We start from the raw sequence: 21202 nt of genomic DNA, 5'->3' as shown, positions 1-21202 counted from the left end.
GTGGGCAGCACCCGGTCCTCCCCCAGCACCGGCCCGGTCACCTCCGTCAGCCGGTGCGGCAGGTCCACCGGCGTGCGCAGCGGCGCCCGCAACGCCGTGCTCCGGTACTCGGCGAACCCCACCGGGGTGCGGGCGGCGGCCTCCTCCCGCAGATAGCGCGGCAGGCGCAGACCCGGCACGGACGGCGCAGGAGTGGTCCCGGTCATACCCGCGAAGCTACGGCCGCCCGGCGACCCGCCCCAAGCCGGCGGTCCCGCTGGACGGAAGGGCCCCGGTCACCGGGCAGCGGCGAGCGAGGCCAGGTGCGCGTGCACCAGCGTCACCGCCAGCGCGCCCTCCCCCACCGCCGAGGCCACCCGCTTGACCGACCCCTGGCGCACGTCGCCGGCCGCGAACACCCCCGGCGTCGACGTCTCCAGCAGCGCCGGCGCCCGCTCCAGCGGCCACGCCGGCCCGACGACGTCGCCGTCGGCACCGCCGGTGAGCGCGGCCCCGGTGAGCAGGAAGCCCCACCGGTCGCGGGCCAGCGTCCCGGCGAGCCAGTCGGTGCGCGGCTCGCTGCCGATCATCACGAAGAGCATCCCCGGCTCCTCGGTCTCCGCGCCGGTGTCGAGGTCGCGCAGGACGACAGTCTCCAGGACGTCGCTGCCACCGCCGCCGGCCACCTGCACGCGGTACCGGATCTCCACCCGCGGCAGCGCGACGAGCTCGCGGATGAGGTAGTCCGACATCGTCTCCGTCAGCGACGGCCGGCGGACCAGCAGCGTCACCTTCTCGGCGTAGCGGGAGAGGTACACCGCCGCCTGCCCGGCGGAGTTGCCGCCGCCGACGACGAACACGTGCCGTCCGGCCATCGCCGGCGCCTCGCTGACCGCCGCGCCGTAGAAGACGCCGCGGCCGGTGAAGGACTCCAGCTCCGGCACGCCGATCCGCCGCCAGGCCGCGCCGGTGGCCACGACCACCGTGCGCGCCTGCACCACCGAGCCGTCGCCGAGGGAGACCCGGTGCACGCCGTCCTCGGTACGGAGCGACGAGGCGGTGCGCATGAAGGAGAAGCGGGTGCCGAACGCCCATGCCTGCTGGTAGGCCGAGAACGCCAGGCGGCTGCCGCTGACGCCGGTGGGGAACCCGAGGTAGTTGCGGATCAGCGAGCTGGTGCCGGCCTGCCCGCCCACCGCCTCGCACTCCACCTGCAGCGTGTCCAGGCCCTCGGAGGCGGCGTAGACGCTGGCGCCCAGTCCCGCCGGCCCGGCGCCCACGACGACGACGTCGTGCACGGCGTCGGGGTCCAGCGGGTCGAACAGGCCGAACGCCTCGGCCACCTCGAGGTCCGAGGGCGCCTGCAGCACGGTCTGCTCGGGCTTGAAGCGGACCACGACCACCGGCAGCCGGGGCCGCTCGAGGCCCAGGTCGGCCAGCAGCCCCTGGCCGCCGGGCGAGCCGGCCTCGTAGAAGCCCAGCGGGATGCGGTTGCGGGTCAGCTGGTCGCGCAGGTGCTGGGCGTGCGGGTCCCAGCGGTCGCCGACGATGCGCACCGCCTCGAACCCGCCGTCCTGGCGGGAGGACCACTCGTCGAGCACCTCGGTGACCGACCGGTGGAACTCCTCGTCGGCGCGGCCCTGCGGCGCGTACACCCAGCGGTCGAGCTGGCCGACGGTGATCGCCTCGAAGATCGGCCGGGCCGTGCCGAAGTCCCCCCACCGGATCAGCGCCACCGCCACCGCGCCGGGGTGCGCCGAGTGGCAGGTGCGCAGCACGTCGAGCCCGTCGGGGTCGCCCTCCCCCAGCCCGCCGAGCAGGACGGCGACGAGGGGGTCGCCCGCGGCCGACAGCGCCGCCTCGACCTCGCCGGGACCGGCGCCGGGCACGATGCGGTAGTCGCTGCCGTAGCGGCGCTCGAGCTCGGTGACGGTGGTGGTGCGCATGCCGTCGTCCCGGGCGACCACGACCAGGGCGGTGCCGCTCGCGGGCTGGTCCTGGGCGTGGTGCACGACGGTCTCCAGGTGCCTGCGTCCCCGTACGGCGCCATGCAACCACCGCCGCCGGGCGCTGTCACCGGGTTACGGGACGCCGCCGCCGTCCCTAGACTCCGCTCGTCGGCGACCCCGACGGGCGGTGCGCCCGTCGGCGGGGCGGGAGGTGCACGTGACCGCACCGGCGGCGGCGGCCATCGCGACGCCGGACCGGCGCCTGCGGGTCTTCGTCTCCTCGACGCTGGAGGAGCTGGCCGCCGAGCGCCGCGCGGTCCGCGACGCGGTCGCCCGGCTGCGGCTGACCCCGGTGATGTTCGAGCTCGGCGCGCGCCCGCACCCGCCGCGGGACCTCTACCGCGCCTACCTGGCGCAGAGCGAGGTCTTCGTCGGGATCTACGGCGACCGCTACGGCTGGGTCGGCCCGGACATGGACGTGTCGGGGCTGGAGGACGAGATCGACCTGTCCGCGGGCATGCCGCGGCTGCTCTACGTCCGCACCCCCGCCCCCGACCGGGAGCCGCGGCTGGCCCGGCTGCTGGAGCGGGTGCAGGCCGAGGGCGGGGTGTCCACGACGCCGTACCGCGACCCGGACGAGCTCGCCGAGCGGGTCGCCGACGACCTCGCCGTGCTGCTCAGCGAGCGTTTCGCCCGGACGGCCGCGGCGCCGCCCGGGCTGGCGGCCGGCTGGCTGCCGACGCCGCCCACCCCGATGGTCGACCGCACCGCGGAGCTGGCCACCGTCACCCGCCTGCTGCGCGACCCGGCCGTGCGGCTGGTCGTGCTCACCGGCCCCGGCGGCATCGGCAAGACCCGGCTGGCGCTGGCCGCGGCCGCGGCGGTGCAGCCGGACCGGGACGGGACGTGGTTCGTCGACCTCGCCGCCGTCCGCGACCCGGCCGACGTCCCCGTCGCCGTCGCCGAGGCGGTCGGCGTCTCCCCCGAGGGCAGCCGTCCGCTGCTCGAGCAGGTCGCCGACCGGCTGGCCGGCCGCTCGGCACTGGTCGTCGTCGACAACCTCGAGCAGGTGGCCGCGGCGGCGCCGGACCTGGCGGTCCTGCTGGCCCGCTGCCCGCGGACCCAGCTGCTGGTGACCAGCCGCACCGTGCTGCGGCTGCGCGGCGAGCACGACGTGCCCATCGAGCCGCTCGGGACGCCGGACCCCGGCGGGGACGGTGCCGCGGCCGCCCCCGCGGTGCAGCTGTTCGTGGCCCGCGCCCAGCAGGCCGACCCGTCCTTCCGGCTCACCGACGCCACCACCGGCCCGGTGGCCGAGGTGGTCCGCCGGCTCGACGGCCTGCCGCTGGCGGTGGAACTGGCCGCTGCCCGCGTGCGCACGCTGCCGCCGCGGCTGCTGCTGGCCCGCCTCGACCGCGCGCTCGACCTCGGCGACCCCGACGTCGACGTCCCCGACCGCCAGCGCACGCTGCGGACCACGATCGCCTGGAGCCACGACCTGCTCGACGAGCGCGGCCGGGCGCTGCTGGCCCGGCTGTCCGTGTGTGCCGACGGCTGCACGCTGGACACCGCCGAGGCCGTGGGTGCCGACGGCGGGGACCTCGACGTCCTGGAGACCCTGTCGGCGCTGGTCGGGCACAGCCTGGTGTCCCCCACCGACACCGGTGACGGCGAGCCGCGCTTCCGGATGCTCGAGCTGGTGCGCGCGTTCGCCGCCGAGCGGCTGCGGGAGCGCGGCGAGGAGGAGGCGACCCGCACCCGCTGGGCTCAGCACCTGGCCGGGCTGGGCGCCGAGGCCGGGGCCGGGCTGGCCGGCCCGGCGGCCCGGCTGTGGCGGGCCCGCCTGGACGCCGAGACCGCCGACCTGCGGGCCGCGCTGCGCTGGGCGGTGGCCACCGACCGCGCCGAGCTGGCGGTGCGGCTGACCGCGCCGCTGGTCCGCTGGTGGTGGGCGCGCGGCCTGCTGCCGGAGATGGCCGGCCTCGCCGAGCAGACCGCGGAGCTGCCGTCGGCCGCGGCGCTGCCCCCCGAGCTGTCCGGCCGGCTGGCCTGGGCCCGGGCCTCGCTGCGGATCGCCCTCGGCTCCCCCGCCCTCGCCGTCCCCCTGCTCGACGGTGTCGTCGACGACGCCCGGGAGCGCGACGACGCCTGGCTGCTCGGCCACGGCCTCGGTGCGCGCGCGATGACCCTGACGCCGGGCGACCCCGACGTCGCCCCGCTGCTCGACGAGGGCCTGGCGCACCTGCGCCGCAGCGGGGACGGCTGGTCGGTCGCGTTCAACGGGATGCTGCGCACGGCGGTGGCGCTGGCCGGCGGCGACCTCGACGCCGCCGAGCGGGTCGCGGGCGAGGCGCTCGACCTCGCCGTCGCGGCTGCCGACGACCAGCTGGCCGCGCTGCTCACCGACTCCCTCGGCCTCGCCGCGCTGCTGGCCGGCGACCTGCCGCGGGCACGTGCCCGGCTGGAGGAGGCCGCGGCCCTGCACCGGCGCACCCGCGACCTGGAGGGCGTGGCCTCCTGCCTCGAGGCGCTCGCCGCACTGGCGCTCGCCGAGGGCCGCGACGCCGCGGCCGCCCGGTTCTGCGGCGCCGCCGACGCCGCCCGCGCCGGCCTCGGGGTGGCGCGCTGGTCCCCGCAGCAGGCGCTGGTCGACCGGCTGCGGGAGGCGCTGCGGGCCGCGCTCGGCGAGGACGAGGAGCGGCGGGCGCGGGCGGCGGGCGCGGCGCTCGGGCCCTGGGCGGCGCTGGACGAGGCGCTGGCCGGGCCCGCCTGATCACGCGGCGGCCGCCTCCGGGTACTGCGACATCGGCGCCGTCCCCGGGTGCGCCACGGTGAACCGCCCGAACCCCGCGTCCCGTCCGGGGTGGACGATGCCGGGCGCGGCGTCGGCGTCCCCCAGCGACCGGCCGGCGGGCAGCGTGCTGCGGTGCTCGACGGCGCGGAAGGCGGCCAGCGGCACCGGGGACAGGTCGAGGTCGCGCAGCGCATCGGCCACCGGGTGCTCCCCGAGGACGAGTTCGGCGCCGCCGGGGCCGGGGTGCGCCTGCCACCGGGCCAGCACCGGGGTCGTCGTCTCCAGCAGCCGCCCGCCGCGGACCGACCACAGCCGGCGCGACCGGGTGCCGCGCAGGGCCGGGCCGCCGGCCCGCACGGTGTGGACGAGCACGTCGGCGCCGGCCTCGCCCAGCCGCACGCACTGGCTACCGGGGACGTCGAGGAAGTCCATGTCGGCCAGCCACTTGGGCAGCCCCCACTCGTCGCGGCCGAGGTCGCGGGCCTCCCGGGAGGTCACCGGCAACTGCAGGACGAAGCCGCCGGTGGCCGGCCGGGCGCCGCGGCGGGCGGCCGGGCCGGCGAACACCCCGGCCGTCACCCCGACCTCGCCGTAGGGCGCCAGCCGGTGCGTGCCGCCGTCGGTGTCGGTCCAGGTGACGGTGCGGTGCCGGAGGGCGTGCACCGCCACCAGGGTGCGGCCGCCGGGGGCGTGCAGCGGGCGGAGCAGGGGGCGCCCGCCGGAGCGGGGCAGCAGCTCGGCCACCGCGTCGGCGGAGGCCAGGTGGTAGGAGCAGGCGACCGCCGTGTCGTGGTAGGCCAGCGGCAGCCGCACGGGCTCGGTCATCGGCTCCCCCTCCGGGTCGGCGTCCAGTGCATCGGCCCGGCGCCGGCGGCGGCAGGGTCCGAGGTCCCGGGCGCTTCCGCTGGGTGGGAGACTGCGCACGTGGCGGGAGGCGCGACGCAGCGGGGACGATCGGTGACCTCGCGCGCGCTCGCCGTCCTCGACGCCTTCGACGCGACCGCGCCCCGCCTCACCCTCACCGAGATCGCCGAGCGGTCGGGCACCCCGCTCACCACCGCGCACCGCCTGCTGGCCGAGCTCACCGACTGGGGCGCGCTGGCCCGCCGCGCCGACGGGCGCTACGAGATCGGCCGCCGGCTCTGGGACCTCGGCCTGCTGGCGCCCGTCTCGCTGGAACTGCGCCAGGTGGCCTCCCCCTTCCTGCTCGACGTCCACACGGCCACCCGCGACACCGTGCACCTCGCCGTCCGCGACGGGCTGTCGGCGCTCTACGTCGAGCGCATCTCCGGCCGCGAGTCGGTGCCGGTGGTCAGCCAGGTGGGCAGCCGGCTGCCGCTGCACGCCACCGGCGTCGGCAAGGTGCTGCTGGCCGCCGCGCCCGACGAGGTCGTCGCCGAGGCCCTGGCCGCGCCGTCCCGCGCCACCCGGCACACCGTCGTCGACCCCGCCCGGCTGCGCCGCGAGCTCACCGAGGTGCGCCGCCGCGGGTGGGCGCGGACGGCGGAGGAGATGTCGCTGGGCACGCTGTCGGTGGCGGTGCCGGTGCGGGTGGAGCGCGGCAGCAGCGCCGTCGTCGCGGCGGCGCTGGGCATCGTCGTCCCCAGCCACCGGCGCGACCTCGCGCGGCTGGTGCCGGTGCTCGAGGTCGCCGCCCGCGGCATCGGGCGGGCGCTGGCCCGGGCGGCACACTTCCGCTGAGCGGGAGGCCGCGGTGTCGCCCGGCTCGTCGCCGGGGTCACACTCGGCCGCATGCGCACCCAGGTGGGGATCATCGGCGCCGGCCCGGCCGGCCTGCTGCTGTCACGGCTGCTGGCCCTGCAGGGCATCGACTCGGTGGTGGTGGAGAACCGCTCGCGGGAGTACGTCGAGGCGCGCATCCGCGCCGGCATCCTCGAGCAGGGCACCGTCGACGTCCTCACCGAGGCCGGGATGGGCGAGCGGCTGCACCGCGAGGGCCTGGAGCACCGCGGCGTGTACCTGCAGTACCCGGGCGTGCGGCACCAGCTGGACTTCCCCGAGCTGTGCGGCCGCCGGGTGTGGGTCTACGGCCAGACCGAGGTGGTCAAGGACCTCGTCGCCGCCCAGCTCGCCGGCGGCCCGCCGCTGCACTTCGACGTCTCCGACGTGGCGATCGAGGACGTCGACACCGACAGCCCGCGGATCCGCTTCACCGACGCCGACGGCACGCCGCAGGTGCTCGAGTGCGACGTCGTGGCGGGCACCGACGGCTTCCACGGCCCCTCGCGCGCCGTCGTCGCCGAGGGCACCCGCCAGCAGCTGTGGGAGCGCACCTACCCCTACGCGTGGCTGGGCATCCTCGCCGAGGCCGCGCCGGCCACCGACGAGCTCATCTACGCCTGGCACCCCGACGGCTTCGCGCTCTACTCGATGCGCTCGCCGAGCGTGTCCCGGCTGTACCTGCAGGTCGACCCTGCCGAGAAGATCGAGGACTGGTCCGACGACCGCATCTGGGAGGGCCTGGCCACCCGCTTCGCGCACGAGGGGTGGGAGATCGGCACCGGGCCGGTGATCGAGAAGTCGGTCCTGCCGATGCGCTCGTTCGTCAGCGCCCCGATGCGCCGCGGACGGCTGTTCCTCGCCGGCGACGCCGCGCACATCGTGCCGCCCACCGGCGCCAAGGGCCTCAACCTCGCCGTCGCCGACGTCGTCCTGCTCTCCCGCGCGCTGGTGCGGCTGCTGCAGGAGAAGGAGACCGACCTCGTCGACGCGTACTCCGACACGGCGCTGCAGCGGGTCTGGCGGGCCACCCACTTCTCCTGGTGGATGACCTCGATGCTGCACACCACCGGCGACCCCTTCGACGCCGAGCTCCAGCTGTCCCAGCTGCGCCGGGTGTGCACCTCGGAGGCGGCCGCCCGCGAGCTGGCGGAGAACTACACCGGCCTGCCGTACTAGCCGAGCAGCCCCTGCACCCGGTCGGCGGTGCCGGGGGCCAGCGGCAGGTGCGGCAGCACGCCGGTGACCTCCTCGGGCTCCAGGCCCTGCCCGAGCAGGACGGTCACCAGCGCGGGAGCCTGCGCCGGCGGCACCGGGGAGGGCAGGTCGGCCTCCCGGACGGCGGCCAGCGCGAGGAACAGCGCACCGGCCAGCCCCTCGTCCGGCTCGGGCTCCGGCGGCGGCGGTGCCGCCGCGGCGCGGGTGGCGGCCTCGGCGGCGCGGACCAGCGACAGGGGCAGCCCCTCGGACTCGACCTCCAGCAGCGGCGTGCGGCCCAGCGCCGCGAGCACCAGGTGCTCGGCCTCCAGGCGCAGCGGCTCCTCCCACTCCCCGGCGCGGACGACGTCGGCCGGCTCGGCGTCGGCGGGGTCCTCGCCGAGGTCGTCGAGCAGCTCGGCCCACTGCGCCGGCCGGGTGCGGCGGGCGCGGTCGGCGGCCGCCAGGCAGGTCTCGCGCACGAACGGCTCGACCACCTCGCGGTCGAACCGGTCGGCGAACAGCGTGCCGTCGGCGTCGACGGCGTTGAGCGCGTCCTGGAAGCTGCCGGGGCGGGCGTCGCCGAGCTCGATGCGGCCGTCCTCCTCCCCCGACAGCGCCTGACCGGTCGCGGCGCGGTCACCGATCGTGGAGCCGGTGGCCACGAGCCGGCCGCGCCGCCGCAGGTGGTGCGGCCGGTCGGACAGGCCCACGCTCCAGGCGCAGGCCTCGGCGATGAGCGCCGCCCGGCGCTCGCGCAGCACCTCCCGGCCCAGCAGGCCGAACCAGTCGACGTCGAAGAGGTCGTCCACGCCTGCCCCGCTACCCCAGCGGCCCGCGGACCAGTGCCTCGACCGTGGCCCGCGGCCCCTCGGTGCGCAGCGAGTCCAGCGCCGCGCGGTACGCGCCGGTGAACCGCGGCTGCTCGACCAGGTCACCGAACAGCTCGCGGTCGGCCAGCGGCGCCAGCGGGTCCTCGCGGGAGCGGCGGGCGGCGGCCACGAGCCGGTCGCGGCGGGCGTCGACCGGGCCGACCCCGTCCGCGTCGCGCTCGAGGGCCTGCACCCAGGCGGCGACCACGGCCGCCGAGCGCCGCACCTGCCCGCCCGCGGCCAGGTTGGCGCGCAGCACGGGGAACAGGAACTGCGGCAGCCGGTCGGAGGCGTACTCGACGAGCCGGGCGAGGGTGTCGCGCACGTGCGGGTTGCCGAAGCGGGTGACCAGCGCGGCCCGGTAGGCGCGCAGGTCGGTGCCGGGCACCGGCGGCAGGGTCGGCGTCCCCTCCTCCTCCAGGTAGCCGACGAGGAGCTCGCGCAGCAGCGGGTCGCGGGTGGCCTCGTGCACGTACGTGTGCCCGGCGAGCAGGCCGAGGTGGCCGAGGACCTGGTGGCCGGCGTTGAGCAGCCGCAGCTTCATGAGCTCGTAGGGGACGACGTCGCCGACCACCTGCACGCCGACGTCCTCCAGCGCGGGCCGCCCCGCCGGGAAGGCGTCCTCGAGCACCCACTGGGTCCACGGCTCGCACACCACCGGCCAGCCGTCCTCGACGCCGAAGTGCCGGGCGAGGTCGGCGCGGTCGGCGTCGGTGGTGACCGGGGTGATCCGGTCGACCATCGACGACGGGAACGGCACCTCGCGGGCCACCCACTCCCCCAGCGCGTCGTCGCGCAGCCCGGCGAAGGCGGCGAAGCTGCGCCGGGCCAGCGCGCCGTTGCCGGGCACGTTGTCGCAGGAGGCGACGGCGAAGGGCGCCAGCCCGCGCGCGCGGCGGCGCACCAGCGCCTCGGTGACCAGGCCGAACACCGTGGCCGGCGGCGCACCCGGCTGCAGGTCGGCCACCACCGCGGGCGCGCTCGCGTCGAACTCCCCCGTCGCCGCGGAGGCGTTGTAGCCGCCCTCGGTCACCGTCATCGTGACGATCCGCGTGCCGGGCGCGGCCAGCGCCTCCACGACGGCCTCGGGGTCGTCGGGCGCGAGCCGGTGGCCCACCAGCGAGCCGACGACCCGCGCGGTCAGGTGCCCGTCGGGGTGCTTCTCGACCAGCGTGTACAGGCAGTCCTGCGCCGCCAGCACCTCGGCCATCCGCCGGTCGCCGGGCAGCACGCCGACGCCGCAGACGCCCCACTCCCCACCGGCGCCGGCCTCGAGCAGCCGGTCGAGGTAGAGCGCCTGGTGCGCCCGGTGGAACCCGCCGACCCCGAGGTGGACGACGCCGGGCCGGACCGCGGCGCGGTCGTAGCGGGGCGTCCACACCGACGCCGGCAGGGCGCCCAGCGTGGCGGCGGTCAACCGGGTCATCGGCGCTCCTCGGGTTCGGGACGGGACCCCCTCCTACCCCGCCCGCGGCGGCACCGGCACACGCTGCAGGTCCGCGGCGACGACGAGGTCGCCGCCGAACTCCGCCCGGGCCTCGTCCTCGAAGGCGCGGGGGTCGGGGTAGCGCTGCGAGAAGTGGGTGAGCACCAGGGTCCGCACCCCGGCCTCCGCGGCCACCCGGGCGGCCTGCCGCGCGGTGAGGTGGCCGTACCGGTCGGCCAGCGCCGCGTCGGCGGACAGGAACGTCGACTCCACGACCAGCAGGTCGGCGCCGTCGGCCAGCGCGGGGACGCCGTCGCACATGCGGGTGTCCATGACGAAGGCGAAGCGCTGGCCGGGCCGGGGCGCGCTGACGTCGGCGAGCCGCACCGTGCGGTCGTCCACCCGCAGCTCGCCCTCGCGCTGCAGCCGGCCGACGTCGGGGCCGGAGACGCCGGCCGCGGCCAGCCGGTCGGGCAGCATCCGCACGCCGTCGGGCTCGGTCAGCCGGTAGCCGAAGGACTCGACCGGGTGGCTGAGCCGGCGCGCCTCGAGCCGGCCGGCGGGGTCCTCGGCGAGCACCCCGTCGGCCGACACCGGCTCCTCCCGGACGTCGGCGAGGTCGGCGAACGGCGTGGCGTGCCGCAGCCGGTCGAAGAACACCTGCCCCGACGCGGGGTAGTGCGCCACGACCGGGTGCGCGACGCCGTCCAGCGACATGCGCTGGACGACCCCGGGCAGGCCCAGGCAGTGGTCGCCGTGGAAGTGGCTCAGCAGGACCCGGTGCACGGCGCTGCTCGGCACGCCGGCCAGCAGCATCTGCCGCTGGGTGCCCTCACCCGGGTCGAACAGGAAGCCGCGGCCGTCCCAGCGCAGCAGGTAGCCGTTGTGGTTGCGGGTGCGGGTGGGCGCCTGGCTGGCCGTGCCGAGCACGACCAGCTCCCGCGCCCCCACCCCCGCGACGCTACGGCCTCGGACGCGATGGCCTCAGACGCGATGGCCTCAGACGCGATGGCCTCAGACGCGATGGCCTCAGACGCGATGGCCTCAGACGCGATGGCCTCAGACGCGATGGCCTCAGACGCGATGGCCTCAGACGCGATGGCCTCAGACGCGATGGCCTCAGACGCGATGGCCTCAGACGCGATGGCCTCAGACGCGATGGCCTCAGACGCGATGGCCTCAGACGCGATGGCCTCAGACGCGATGGCCTCAGACGCGATGGCCTCAGCCGAAGAGGTCGGACAGGAAGGACTCCTTGCGCTTCTTGCCGTGCGAGCCGTAGGAGCCGTGCGACGACGAGTGCGACGAGCCGCGCACCGCGCCGAGCACCTCGTTGACGACGGCGCCGAGCCCTGCGCCGCCCGCGGCCGGGTACTGCGCCCCGTGCTGCTGCGGCGCCCCGTGCTGCTGGGGCGGCTGCTGAACGTGCTGGCTCCCGGAGTGCGCGGCCGCCGGGGCGCCGTGCCAGGAGTTCTCCGCGTCGATGAGCCGCTCGAGCTCCCCGCGGTCGAGGAAGATCCCGCGGCACTCGCTGCACTGGTCGACGTGGACGCCGTTGCGCTCGTAGGTGCGCATGGTGCCCTGGCACTTGGGACAGACGAGATCCATGCCGCACGGTACGACGCTCCGGAGTCCCCCGGAGACGGCGACCGCGTGCCAGGGTGCCCGGCCGTGACGACAGAGCCCGTGACGACAGAGCCCACCATGACCGACCGCGCGACGATCGAGCGCACGGTGACCCTCCGGTTCGGCACGGCCGCCCGCGAGAGCGCCACCCACACCAACCTCTCGGCCATCCGCAGCGACGGGCCGGTGCTCTGGGTCGCCGGCGACGAGACCGCGACGATCGAGCGGCTCGTCGCCGACGACCCCGACGCCCCCACCTGCTACGGCGACCAGACCAGCTACCCCCTCGTCGACCTGGTGCCCCTGCCCGGCGGCACCGGCCCCGGCGTCGAGGAGGAGGCCGACATCGAGGGGCTCGCCCGCACCGGCGACGCGCTGTGGGCGGTCGGGTCGCACAGCCTGCGGCGGCGCCGCATCCGCGACGAGCACGACGGCGACCGCGCGCTGCGCCGCCTGGCGAGGGTGACCGGCCAGCCGCGCCGGCAGGTGCTGGTGCGCATCCCGGTGGTCGACGTCGACGGGCTGCCCACGCTGGTGAAGGACGACGGCACGCACGGCGCCGCGGTCTTCGGCACCCGCGGGAAGGACCTGCGCGACCTGCTGGCCGACGACGAGCACCTCGCGCCGTTCCTCCCCATCCCCGGCAAGGACAACGGCCTCGACATCGAGGGCATCGCCGTCTCCGGCGAGCGCGTCTACCTCGGCCTGCGCGGGCCGGTGCTGCGCGGTTGGGCGGTGGTCCTCGAGCTGCGGCCCGAGGTCGACCGGCACGACCCCGCGCGGCTGCGCCTGCGGCGGTTCCCCGACGGCCGCCGCTACCGCAAGCACGTGCTGCGCCTGGCCGGTCTCGGCGTGCGCGACCTGTGCCCCCAGGGCGAGGACCTGCTCGTGCTCGCCGGGCCCACGATGGACCTCGACGGGCCGGTGTACGTCTACCGCTGGCACGGCGCCTGCGCGGCGGAGGAGCCGACCGTCGTCCGCGGCGACCTGCTCACCCGCGAGCTGTCCCTGCCCTTCGGCGACGGCGACGACCACGCCGAGGGCATCGGCCTGCTCGGCTCGGCGGAGGACGGCCGGCTGCTCGTCGTCTACGACAGCCCGGCACCCGCGCGGCTGACCGACGACGGCGGCGTGCTCGCCGACGTCGTCCGGCTGCCCTGAGCCGGCCGCCGGCTCAGCGCACCTCGACCGGCCGGGCGGCGACCGTCCCGGCCGCCGCCAGGCCGAGGGCCAGGGCGAGCAGGAGCAGCAGCGGCACCGTCCAGCCGCCGGTGGCCTCCGACAGCGCGCCGACGGCGACCGGGCCGAGGGCGCCGACGCCGTAGCCCACCAGCTGGCTCATGCCCGAGAGGCGGGCGGCCACCGCGCCGTCGGCGGCGCGCAGGACGACGAGGGTGACCGCGAACGCGATCCCCGCCCCCTGCGCCAGCCCGCCGACCCCGGCCCACGCCGGCCACGCGCCGGGGGCGACGAGCAGCCCGGCGATGGGCACGGCCCACAGCGCGGCCACGCCGACCGCCAGCCCGGCCTGTCCCCGCCGTCGGGCGAGGACGGCCGGCACCAGCAGGCTGCCGGCGATGCCGAGCACCTGGAACACCGACGCGGCCACCGAGCCGGTGGCCGCGTCGGTGCCGGCGCGGTCGGCCAGCAGCGTGGGCAGCCACGCGGTGAGCGAGAAGTACAGCGTGGAGTGCAGCGCCTGCACCGCCGTCACGGCCCACGCCACCGGCGAGCGCCACAGCGGCCCGTCGGACCGCGCGGCCGCCGGCGCCGTCCCCGCCGGGAGGGCGCGCCGGGCGGCGGCCGCCCAGACGACCGCGGCGACGACGGCCAGCACACCCTCCGCGGCCAGCGCGCCCCGCCAGCCGAGCACGGCCGCGAGCGGCGCGGTGAACGCCGCGCCCGCGGCGGCGCCGGCCACGAGGGCGGCGGTGTAGAGGCCGGTCACGGTGCCCGCCCGCCGCCCGAACCCCTTGACCACGCCCGGCAGCAGCACGTTGCCCACCGTCATCGCGGCCCCGGCGAGGAACGTGCCGGCCAGCAGCACCGGGGGGCCGTCGAGGACGCGCACCCCCTGCGCGAGCGCGAGCAGCACCAGCGACCCGAGGACGGCGGGCCCGGGTCCGGACCGGCGGCCGAGGGCGGCGCAGGCCGGCGCGAGCAGCGCGAAGCACAGCACCGGCAGCGTGGTCAGCAGCCCGGCGGCGGCCGCGGAGAGGCCGAGGTCGCCCCGGACGTCGTCGAGGACGGGACCGACCGCGGCGATCGCGGCGCGGAGGTTGAGCGCGGTCAGCAGGACGGCGGCCAGCAGCAGCCGGCCGCCGGGCGGAGCGGCCGGCACGGGGCCATCCTGCTCCGCCGCCTCCCGGGCCGCCCGGCCCCGGGGGGCCGGTGACGATCGTGAAACACCGGGCGCTACTGTCCCAGCCGTCCGTGGCCCGGGTCACATCGTCGTGGCGGGCCGGAACGCTGGAGGACTCGTGCACTCATCCCCACCCCGGCGGCTGCGCCGGACCCTGCTCGCGCTCGGCGCGGGGATCGCCCTCACCGCGGGCGCGCTGGCCACCGCCGGCCCCGCGGCCGCGGCCCCCGGCGGCAACGGCGGGGGTCCCGCCTACGGCGCCCAGGCCCCCAAGGTGGTCGACACCGCCGACGGGAAGCTGCGCGGGGAGGCCGTCGACCGCGCCTACCGCGTCTTCGAGGGCATCCCGTTCGCCGCCCCGCCGGTGGGCGACCTGCGCTTCCGGCCGCCCGCGCCGGTGGAGCCGTGGCGCGGCGTCCGCGACGCGACGCAGCCGGGCAGCCCCTGCCCGCAGGTGTCGAGCCTGACCAACCCCACCTCGTCGACGAACGAGGACTGCCTCTACCTCAACGTGACCACCCCGGCCGGTCTCGACGCCGCGCGCTCGGACCTCCCGGTCATGGTGTGGATCCACGGCGGCTCCTGGCGGACCGGCAGCGGCGACCGCTACGACGCGAGCAAGCTGGCGCTCGAGGGCGACGTCGTCGTCGTGACGGTCAACTACCGGCTCGGCCCGTTCGGCTTCCTCGCCCAGGACGACCTCTCGGCTGCCGTCGGCAGCGCCGGCTCCGGCAGCGCGGGCCTGCTCGACCAGCAGGCCGCCCTGCGCTGGGTGGAGCGCAACATCGAGGCCTTCGGCGGCGACGAGCGCAACGTGACGATCTTCGGCGAGTCGGCCGGCGCGTCCTCGGTGTGCGCGCAGCTGGCCTCCCCCACCGCCCGCGGCCTGTTCGACAAGGCCATCGCGCAGAGCTACAGCTGCACGACGGAGTACGCGACGCTCGACGAGGCCGCGGCGGTCGGCGACACCGTGGCGGCCGCGGTCGGGTGCACCGGCGACGGCCCGGCGGTCGTCGACTGCCTCGAGGCCGCCCCGGTGCCGTCGCTGCTGGGCGCGTGGCCGGCGGGCGGCGGCTCGTTCGTCGTCGGCGGCTCGTCCCTGCCGGTGCAGCCGGCCGACGCGATCGCCTCGGGGACCTGGAACCGCGTGCCGGTCGTGCACGGCAACCTGCAGGACGAGAACACGCTGTTCACCCCGCTGAGCATCCCGTCGGCCCAGCTGCCCCGGTTCCTGGACCCGGCCAACCACGACGCGATCCTGGCCGAGCGGTTCGGCGCGGCCGCGCCGGCGGTCGCCCAGCGGTACCCGCTGGCGGAGTACGGCTCGCCGCTGCGGGTGCTGGCCGCCGTCGCCAGCGACACCGGCAGCGCACTGTCGACCTGCCAGCACGTGGACGCCCACGAGACCCTCGAGGAGACCACCCCGGTCTGGGCCTACCAGTTCCGCGACCAGGGCGCGGACCCGCTCCTGGAGTTCTCCGGCCCGCCGTTCGGCTTCCCGCAGGCCCTCTACCCCGAGGGCGCCCAGCACGCCGGCGAGCTGCCCTACCTGTTCCCCGGCCTGTTCGGCGACGGGCTGACCGCCGAGCAGCAGCAGCTGGCCACGACGATGGTCCGGTACTGGACGACCTTCGCCGCCACCGGCGACCCGAACGGGCGCGGGGTGCCGACCTGGCACCGCTACGCCGACCCGTCCGACGTCCAGGGTCTCGACGTCGCCTCGGCCGGCGGGGTCGGGCCGGTCGACGTCGCCGCGGACGCGAACTGCGCGTTCTGGACCGCGCTCGCCGGCGCCTGAGCACCACCCCGGCCCCGGGCGGCGGCACGGACCCCGTGCCGCCGTCCGCGGCCCGGACACGTCCGCCCCGCCCCGCACGAGCCGCATCTACTGATCGGTAACGAGTGTGGGATCGTCGGGGAACACGTCGAGACGGCGTCACAGCGCCGTCAGGAGAGAGGTCCCATGCGGTTGCAGCTTTCCCCGGAGATGGAGGCCTTCCGGGATGAGATGCGCACCTTCTTCACCACCCAGGTGCCGCAGGAGATCCGCGACCAGATCGCGGCCCACCGCCACCTGACCCGCGAGCAGTACGTGCAGGCCCAGCAGGTGCTCAACGCCGCGGGGCTGGCCGTGCCGCACTGGCCGGTCGAGTGGGGCGGCAAGGACTGGACGCCGCTGCAGCGCCACATCTGGCGCGAGGAGATGCAGCTGGCCAGCGTGCCCGAGCCGCTGGCGTTCAACGCCAGCATGATCGGGCCGGTCATCGCGGCCTTCGGCAACCAGGAGCAGAAGGAGCGCTTCCTGCCGAAGACGGCCAACCTCGACATCTGGTGGTGCCAGGGCTTCTCCGAGCCCGACGCCGGCTCCGACCTCGCCTCGCTGCGCACCACCGCCGTCCGCGACGGCGACGACTGGGTGGTCAACGGCCAGAAGACGTGGACGACCCTCGGCCAGTACGCCGACTGGATCTTCTGCCTGGTCCGCACCGACCCGACCGCCGAGAAGAAGCAGCGCGGCATCTCGATGCTGGTCTTCCCGATGGACACCCCGGGCGTCACGCTGCGGCCGATCCAGCTGATCGACGGCGGCCACGAGGTCAACGAGGTCTTCTTCGAGGACGTCCGCGTCCCCGCCGAGAACCTCATCGGCGAGGAGAACCGCGGCTGGGACTACGCCAAGTTCCTGCTTGGCAACGAGCGCGTGGGCATCGCCCGCGTCGGCGCCACCAAGAAGCTCATCTCGCAGGCCAAGACGCACGCCCGCGAGGTCGTCGTCGGCGGCCGTCCCCTGTCGGAGGACCCGCGCCTGACCGCGCGGATCGCCGAGCTGGAGAACGAGCTGCTGGCGCTGGAGCTGACCGCGCTGCGCGTGGTCGCCAACTCCGCCGACGGCAAGCCGCACCCGGCCTCGTCGGTGCTCAAGCTGCGCGGCTCGGAGCTGCAGCAGGCCGCCACCGAGCTGCTGGTCGACATCGCCGGCCCGCTGTCGGTGGCGTCCTTCGCCGACGGCGGCTCGCAGGTGCCCGACTGGGCCCGGGTGGCCACGCCGCAGTACCTGAACTACCGCAAGGTCTCCATCTACGGGGGCAGCAACGAGGTCCAGCGGACCATCATCGCCGGCACGATCCTGGGGCTGTGAGCTAGCAGTGGACTTCACCTACGACAGCGAGCAGAACGACCTGCGCGAGGCCGTCGCCGGCCTGCTCGGCCGCGCCTACCCCGACAGCGAGCAGCGCCGCCGCGTCACCGCCACCGACCCCGGCTTCGACGAGAAGACGTGGGCCCGGCTGGCCGAGATGGGCGTCCTCGGCCTGCCCTTCGCCGAGGAGGACGGCGGCATGGGCGCCGGCCCGATCGAGGTGGGCATCGTCGCCGAGGAGATGGGCCGGGTCCTCGCGCCCGAGCCCTTCGTCGAGGCCGTGGTCCTCGCCGGCGGCCTCGTCGCCGCGGTGGGCACCGCCGAGCAGCGGGCGGCGGTCCTCGGGCCGCTGTCCGAGGGCGCCAGCGTGCTCGCTCTCGCCCACGCCGAGCCCACCACCCGGTGGAGCACCTCGGCGGCCGGCGTCACCGCCACGCAGGACGGCGGCACCTGGCGGCTGACCGGCGTCAAGGAGCCGGTGCCGGGCGGCGCCCGCGCCGACGTGCTGGTGGTCAGCGCCGTCACCGACGGCGGCACCGCGCTGTTCCTCGTCCGGGGCGACGCCGAGGGCCTCACCCGCACCGGCTACCGCACCCACGACGGCGGCCGCGCGGCGAACGTCACCCTCGACAGCACCCCGGCCGAGCTCCTCGGCGAGGGCACGGCCGACCGCAGCGCCGACGTCGAGCGGGCGCAGGCCCTGGCCCGGATCGCCTACAGCGCCGAGGCCGTCGGGGCCATGGACACCGCGCTGAAGACCACCGCGGAGTACCTGAAGACCCGCAAGCAGTTCGGCGTGACGCTCAACCGGTTCCAGGCGCTGACCTTCCGCGCGGCGGACATGTACGTGTCCCTGGAGCTGGCCCGCAGCACCGCGCTGTGGGCGGGCATGGTGGCCGACAGCGGTGGTGACGTCGTCGCGGCCGCCGTCCGCGCCCGGCTGCAGACCAGCCGCGCCGGCCGGCACATCGGCAAGGAGGCCATCCAGCTGCACGGTGGCATCGGCGTCACCGCGGAGTACTCGGTCGGGCACTACACCAGCCGGCTGACCGCGATCGACCACCTGCTCGGCGACGGCGACTGGGCCGCCGACCGGCTGGCCACCACGGTCGACAGCTACCCCACGGTCGACCCGCTGGGCGCGCCCTACACCGGCTGATCCCGCGCACGACCGGCAGCGGCCGGCGTCCCCTCGGGGGCGCCGGCCGCTGCCGTGTGGCGGGTCCCCGCTAGTCGCCGACGACGGCGCGGCGCAGGTCGTCGGCGGCCTCGCGGACCTGCTCGAGCACCGCGGCCACGCCCTCCTCGCCCAGCAGGCCGCGGCCGAGCCGCTGCACCGGCTCCGGCGTGTGCTCCGGGTCGGTGCACCGGGCACCGACCTCGAAGGCCACCCGCAGCAGCGCGCCGTCGGCGGAGGTGGGGTCGTCGACGGCGGTCAGCGGCGCCACCATGGCCGGCGGGAAGCCCCACTGGCCCAGCGCCACGGCCGACAGCCGCAGCGCCGAGATGCCGTAGCGGCCCACCTCGGCGGCCCGGCGGGCGGCGAACGGGCGGTGCGCGGCGGCCAGCTCGCGGTAGCCGGCCTGGTCGTCGGCGTGCAGCAGCGCCACCCCGACCTGGGACAGCAGCCCGAGGCACAGCGCGTCCTGGGACCGGGCGCCGAAGCGCGGCGCGAGGGCGGAGGCGGCCAGCGCGACGGCGGTGGTGCTCTCCCAGAACCCCTCGGGCAGCTGCGACTCGTCGTCGAGGCAGGTGAGGGCGACCGTCGCCATGGTGCGCACGGCGGTGAAGCCGACGACGGTGACGGCGAACTGCAGCGTCGTCGCCCGCCCGCTCATGCCGAAGTACGCGGAGTTGGCCAGCTTCATGACGCGGCCGGCCAGGGCGACGTCGGCGGCGAGCACGCCGGCGAGGGTGCGGGCGCTGGCGTCCTCGGCGTTGGCCACCGCCACCACCTGCGCGGCGACGGGGCGCTGCGCGGCGAGGGTGTCGATGCCGGCCAGGAGCCGGTCGAGGTCGACCGCCGGCGGCGCCCCGAGGGACAGCGCGGTCACCGGGCACCCGCCCAGGCGGCGGTGGCGGCGCCGTCCATCGGCACCGCGAGCGAGAAGCCCTGCAGGTAGGTGGCGCCGAGCCCGGTGAGCGCGGCGGCCTGGGCGGGGGTGGCCACGCCCTCCGCCACGGTGGAGAGCCCGAGGCTGCGGGCCAGCGCGATGACGGCGGTGGCGATCTGGGGGTGCCCCTCGGCGAGCTCGGCGACGAAGGAGCGGTCCACCTTCAGGCAGTCGACCGGCAGGTGTCGCAGGTAGGCCAGCGAGGAGTAGCCGGTGCCGAAGTCGTCGATCGCCACAGCGACGCCGAGGTCGCGCAGCTCCTGCAGCACGCCGCGGGCGGCCGCGGGGTCGGTCATGAGCGCGGACTCGGTGATCTCGATGGACAGCCGGGCCGGGGCGAGGCCGTGCCGCCGCAGGGCGGAGACCACCTCGGCCTGCAGGCCGCCGTCGAGCTGCAGCGCCGAGACGTTGACGTTGACCCGGGGCGGCGCGGCCGCACCGAGCTGGCGGTCCCACGCGACGACCTGGCGGCAGGCCTCGTCGAGGACGAGCAGGCCGAGCGGCCCGACCAGCCCGCTCTCCTCGGCCAGGCCGACGAAGACCTCCGGGCTGATCGGCCCGCGCTCCGGGTGCGTCCAGCGGGCGAGGGCCTCGACGGCCTCCAGCGACCCGTCCGCGGCCAAGACGATCGGCTGGTAGTGCAGGGTGATCGCCCGCCGCTCGATGGCGTCGCGCAGGTCGGCGACCAGGCGCAGCTTGTCCCGGGCCTCGGCGCGGCCGGAGCGGTCGAGCACCCGCACCCGCCCCTTGCCGCCGGCCTTGGCCTGGTACATGGCGATGTCGCAGTCGCGGACGAGGTCGGCGGCGTCGGCGTGCTCGGGCGCCTGCACGGTGACGCCGACGCTGGCGTGCGGCCGGAACCGCACCCCGGCCAGGTGCACCGGGACGGCGAGCGCGGCGACGATCCGCTCGGCCAGCGCCGCGGCGTCGGCCTCGTCGACGTCCTCGCAGACGACGACGAACTCGTCCCCGCCGAAGCGGGTGACGAGGTCCCCGGGACGCACCGTCGCGCGCAGCCGCCCGGCCACCTCCACCAGGAGCTCGTCGCCGGCCTCGTGGCCGAGCGAGTCGTTGACGACCTTGAAGTCGTCGAGGTCGAGGAACAGGCAGGCCAGCCGCCCGCCGGCGGAGAAGCGGGTGGTGAGGTGCTGGTCGAGCAGGGTGCGGTTGGGCAGGCCGGTCAGCGGGTCGTGCGAGGCCTGGTGGGCCAGCCGCGCCTCGAAGGCCAGCCGGTCGGTGACGTCCTCGATGGTGCCGAGGAAGCCGGACCCGACGCCGGGGGTGAACACGTGCCCGAAGCGCAGGACGGTGGCCCGCTCGGCGCCGTCGGCGCGCACCAGGCGGGCGCGGACCTCGCCGTCCTCCCCCTGGAGCGCGGCGGCCACGACCTCGACGACGGCGCCCAGGTCGTCGGCGTGCACGGTGCGGGTCCACCCGGTGCCCAACAGATCGCCGGCCGGGCGCCCGGCCAGCCGGCAGAAGGCGTCGTTGACGTGCGCGAGCCGCATCCCCTGCTCCGAGAGCAGCGTCGGGATCGGCGAGCGCTCGGTCAGCGTGGCGAAGCGCCGCTCGGCGGCGTCGGCGGTGGCCCGGGACACCCGGTCGGCCGCCCCGTCTCCGGGCACGACCGTCAGCGTCCAGGCGGTCCCGGACGGCGCGGGGGCCGACCGCACGACGGCGTCGAGCAGCCCGCCGGCGGTCCGGACCGGCAGCGCCAGGCGGGAGGCGCGCTCCCGGCGCAGCAGCACGGCCAGCTCACCGGCGCCCAGGGTGGGGACGAGGTCGGCCACGGGCAGGCCGCGGACGTCCTCGGCGTCGGAGCCGAGCAGCCGGACGGCGCCCTCGCTGGCCCAGGTCACCCGCGGCGTGTCCCCGACCGTCTCGGCCACGAGCAGCGCCGGGCCCTCGTCGCCGGCCGCCACGGAGAACACCGCCGCCAGGACCTCCGGCGACACGCTCCCGGCCGGGCCCGCGGCGGTCGGGCTGGCGGGCACGGGCGTCCTC

Annotated in this window: 16 protein-coding genes and 1 pseudogene; 7 read left to right on the top strand and 10 right to left on the bottom strand. The window is 76.9% G+C overall.

Translation table 11 applies throughout. From position 1 onward, the window contains the following. Positions 1-206 (bottom strand): annotated as a pseudogene (locus tag FN207_RS19340) (protocatechuate 3,4-dioxygenase subunit beta); the annotation flags it as partial. A gap of 69 nt (positions 207-275) precedes the next feature. Next, positions 276-1991: an NAD(P)/FAD-dependent oxidoreductase gene (locus FN207_RS19335; protein ID WP_142460069.1), complete on the bottom strand. Its 1716-nt coding sequence runs from the start codon at positions 1989-1991 to the stop codon at positions 276-278. Positions 1992-2145: 154 nt separating this feature from the next. On the opposite strand from FN207_RS19335, the gene FN207_RS27350 reads away from it, so the two are divergent. Further along, the gene (locus tag FN207_RS27350; RefSeq protein WP_185938428.1) at positions 2146-4701 is read left to right on the top strand and encodes an ATP-binding protein; all 2556 of its coding nucleotides are present in this window, start codon (positions 2146-2148) and stop codon (positions 4699-4701) included. Here the strand turns inward: FN207_RS27350 and FN207_RS19325 are convergent, their stop codons facing one another. Further along, entirely contained in the window at positions 4702-5547 is an 846-nt protein-coding gene (locus FN207_RS19325; RefSeq protein ID WP_142460067.1) for an acetoacetate decarboxylase family protein, read from the bottom strand. It abuts the gene before it with no gap. Between the two features lie 132 nt (positions 5548-5679). On the opposite strand from FN207_RS19325, the gene FN207_RS19320 reads away from it, so the two are divergent. Both FN207_RS19320 and FN207_RS19315 read left to right on the top strand, forming a co-directional pair. Continuing rightward, positions 5680-6423 carry an IclR family transcriptional regulator gene (locus FN207_RS19320; protein ID WP_246066190.1) on the top strand — a complete coding sequence of 248 codons (744 nt, stop codon included), beginning with the start codon at positions 5680-5682 and terminating at the stop codon, positions 6421-6423. 51 nt (positions 6424-6474) lie between these two features. Continuing rightward, the gene (locus tag FN207_RS19315) at positions 6475-7641 is read left to right on the top strand and encodes a 4-hydroxybenzoate 3-monooxygenase (RefSeq protein ID WP_142460065.1); all 1167 of its coding nucleotides are present in this window, start codon (positions 6475-6477) and stop codon (positions 7639-7641) included. Here FN207_RS19315 and FN207_RS19310 read toward each other — a convergent pair. The 4 genes from FN207_RS19310 to FN207_RS19295 form a co-directional block, all read right to left on the bottom strand. Further along, a complete protein-coding gene (locus FN207_RS19310) occupies positions 7638-8471 on the bottom strand; it encodes a hypothetical protein (RefSeq protein ID WP_142460064.1) in 834 nt (277 codons plus the stop codon). The two genes, FN207_RS19315 and FN207_RS19310, sit on opposite strands and share 4 nt — an antisense overlap. Before the next feature lie 10 nt (positions 8472-8481). After that, a complete protein-coding gene (locus tag FN207_RS19305) occupies positions 8482-9957 on the bottom strand; it encodes a mannitol dehydrogenase family protein (protein WP_142460063.1) in 1476 nt (491 codons plus the stop codon). A gap of 33 nt (positions 9958-9990) precedes the next feature. Then, positions 9991-10908 carry a ribonuclease Z gene (locus FN207_RS19300; RefSeq protein ID WP_142460062.1) on the bottom strand — a complete coding sequence of 306 codons (918 nt, stop codon included), beginning with the start codon at positions 10906-10908 and terminating at the stop codon, positions 9991-9993. A 273-nt stretch (positions 10909-11181) separates the two neighbouring features. After that, positions 11182-11565, bottom strand: coding sequence for a TFIIB-type zinc ribbon-containing protein (locus FN207_RS19295; protein ID WP_142460061.1), 384 nt, complete (start codon positions 11563-11565; stop codon positions 11182-11184). 63 nt (positions 11566-11628) lie between these two features. Between FN207_RS19295 and FN207_RS19290 the strand changes: the two genes are divergently transcribed. Then, the gene (locus tag FN207_RS19290; protein ID WP_246066189.1) at positions 11629-12744 is read left to right on the top strand and encodes a DUF3616 domain-containing protein; all 1116 of its coding nucleotides are present in this window, start codon (positions 11629-11631) and stop codon (positions 12742-12744) included. 13 nt (positions 12745-12757) lie between these two features. On the opposite strand, the gene FN207_RS19285 is transcribed toward FN207_RS19290, so the two are convergent. After that, entirely contained in the window at positions 12758-13924 is a 1167-nt protein-coding gene (locus tag FN207_RS19285; protein WP_142460060.1) for an MFS transporter, read from the bottom strand. Between the two features lie 139 nt (positions 13925-14063). On the opposite strand from FN207_RS19285, the gene FN207_RS19280 reads away from it, so the two are divergent. The 3 genes from FN207_RS19280 (at position 14064) to FN207_RS19270 (ending at position 18243) form a co-directional block, all read left to right on the top strand. Then, the gene (locus tag FN207_RS19280) at positions 14064-15743 is read left to right on the top strand and encodes a carboxylesterase/lipase family protein (RefSeq protein WP_142460059.1); all 1680 of its coding nucleotides are present in this window, start codon (positions 14064-14066) and stop codon (positions 15741-15743) included. A gap of 165 nt (positions 15744-15908) precedes the next feature. Next, entirely contained in the window at positions 15909-17084 is a 1176-nt protein-coding gene (locus tag FN207_RS19275; RefSeq protein WP_142460058.1) for an acyl-CoA dehydrogenase family protein, read from the top strand. A gap of 7 nt (positions 17085-17091) precedes the next feature. Next, the gene (locus FN207_RS19270; protein ID WP_142460057.1) at positions 17092-18243 is read left to right on the top strand and encodes an acyl-CoA dehydrogenase family protein; all 1152 of its coding nucleotides are present in this window, start codon (positions 17092-17094) and stop codon (positions 18241-18243) included. A gap of 70 nt (positions 18244-18313) precedes the next feature. Here FN207_RS19270 and FN207_RS19265 read toward each other — a convergent pair whose 3' ends face one another. Together FN207_RS19265 and FN207_RS19260 are read right to left on the bottom strand one after the other, a co-directional pair. Further along, on the bottom strand, positions 18314-19138 hold the full coding sequence (locus FN207_RS19265) for an HDOD domain-containing protein (RefSeq protein ID WP_142460056.1): 825 nt from the start codon (positions 19136-19138) through the stop codon (positions 18314-18316). Next, complete coding sequence (locus FN207_RS19260; RefSeq protein ID WP_246066188.1) at positions 19135-21192, bottom strand: putative bifunctional diguanylate cyclase/phosphodiesterase; 2058 nt, start codon at positions 21190-21192, stop codon at positions 19135-19137. Before FN207_RS19260 ends, FN207_RS19265 begins: the two co-directional genes overlap by 4 nt. Between the last annotated feature and the right edge of the window lie 10 nt (positions 21193-21202).

Source organism: Geodermatophilus aquaeductus (assembly GCF_900182545.1).
GTDB lineage: Bacteria > Actinomycetota > Actinomycetes > Mycobacteriales > Geodermatophilaceae > Geodermatophilus > Geodermatophilus aquaeductus.
Note: the sequence above shows the minus strand (reverse complement) of the source record. Positions and strands in the feature narration are given on the sequence as shown.

Coding starts and splice junctions, on each gene's coding strand:
- FN207_RS19275 (WP_142460058.1), top strand. CDS start 15,909: ATGCGGTTGCAGCTTTCCCCGGAGATGGAGGCCTTCCGGGATGAGATG.
- FN207_RS19305 (WP_142460063.1), bottom strand. CDS start 9,957: ATGACCCGGTTGACCGCCGCCACGCTGGGCGCCCTGCCGGCGTCGGTG.
- FN207_RS19315 (WP_142460065.1), top strand. CDS start 6,475: ATGCGCACCCAGGTGGGGATCATCGGCGCCGGCCCGGCCGGCCTGCTG.
- FN207_RS19325 (WP_142460067.1), bottom strand. CDS start 5,547: ATGACCGAGCCCGTGCGGCTGCCGCTGGCCTACCACGACACGGCGGTC.
- FN207_RS19295 (WP_142460061.1), bottom strand. CDS start 11,565: ATGGATCTCGTCTGTCCCAAGTGCCAGGGCACCATGCGCACCTACGAG.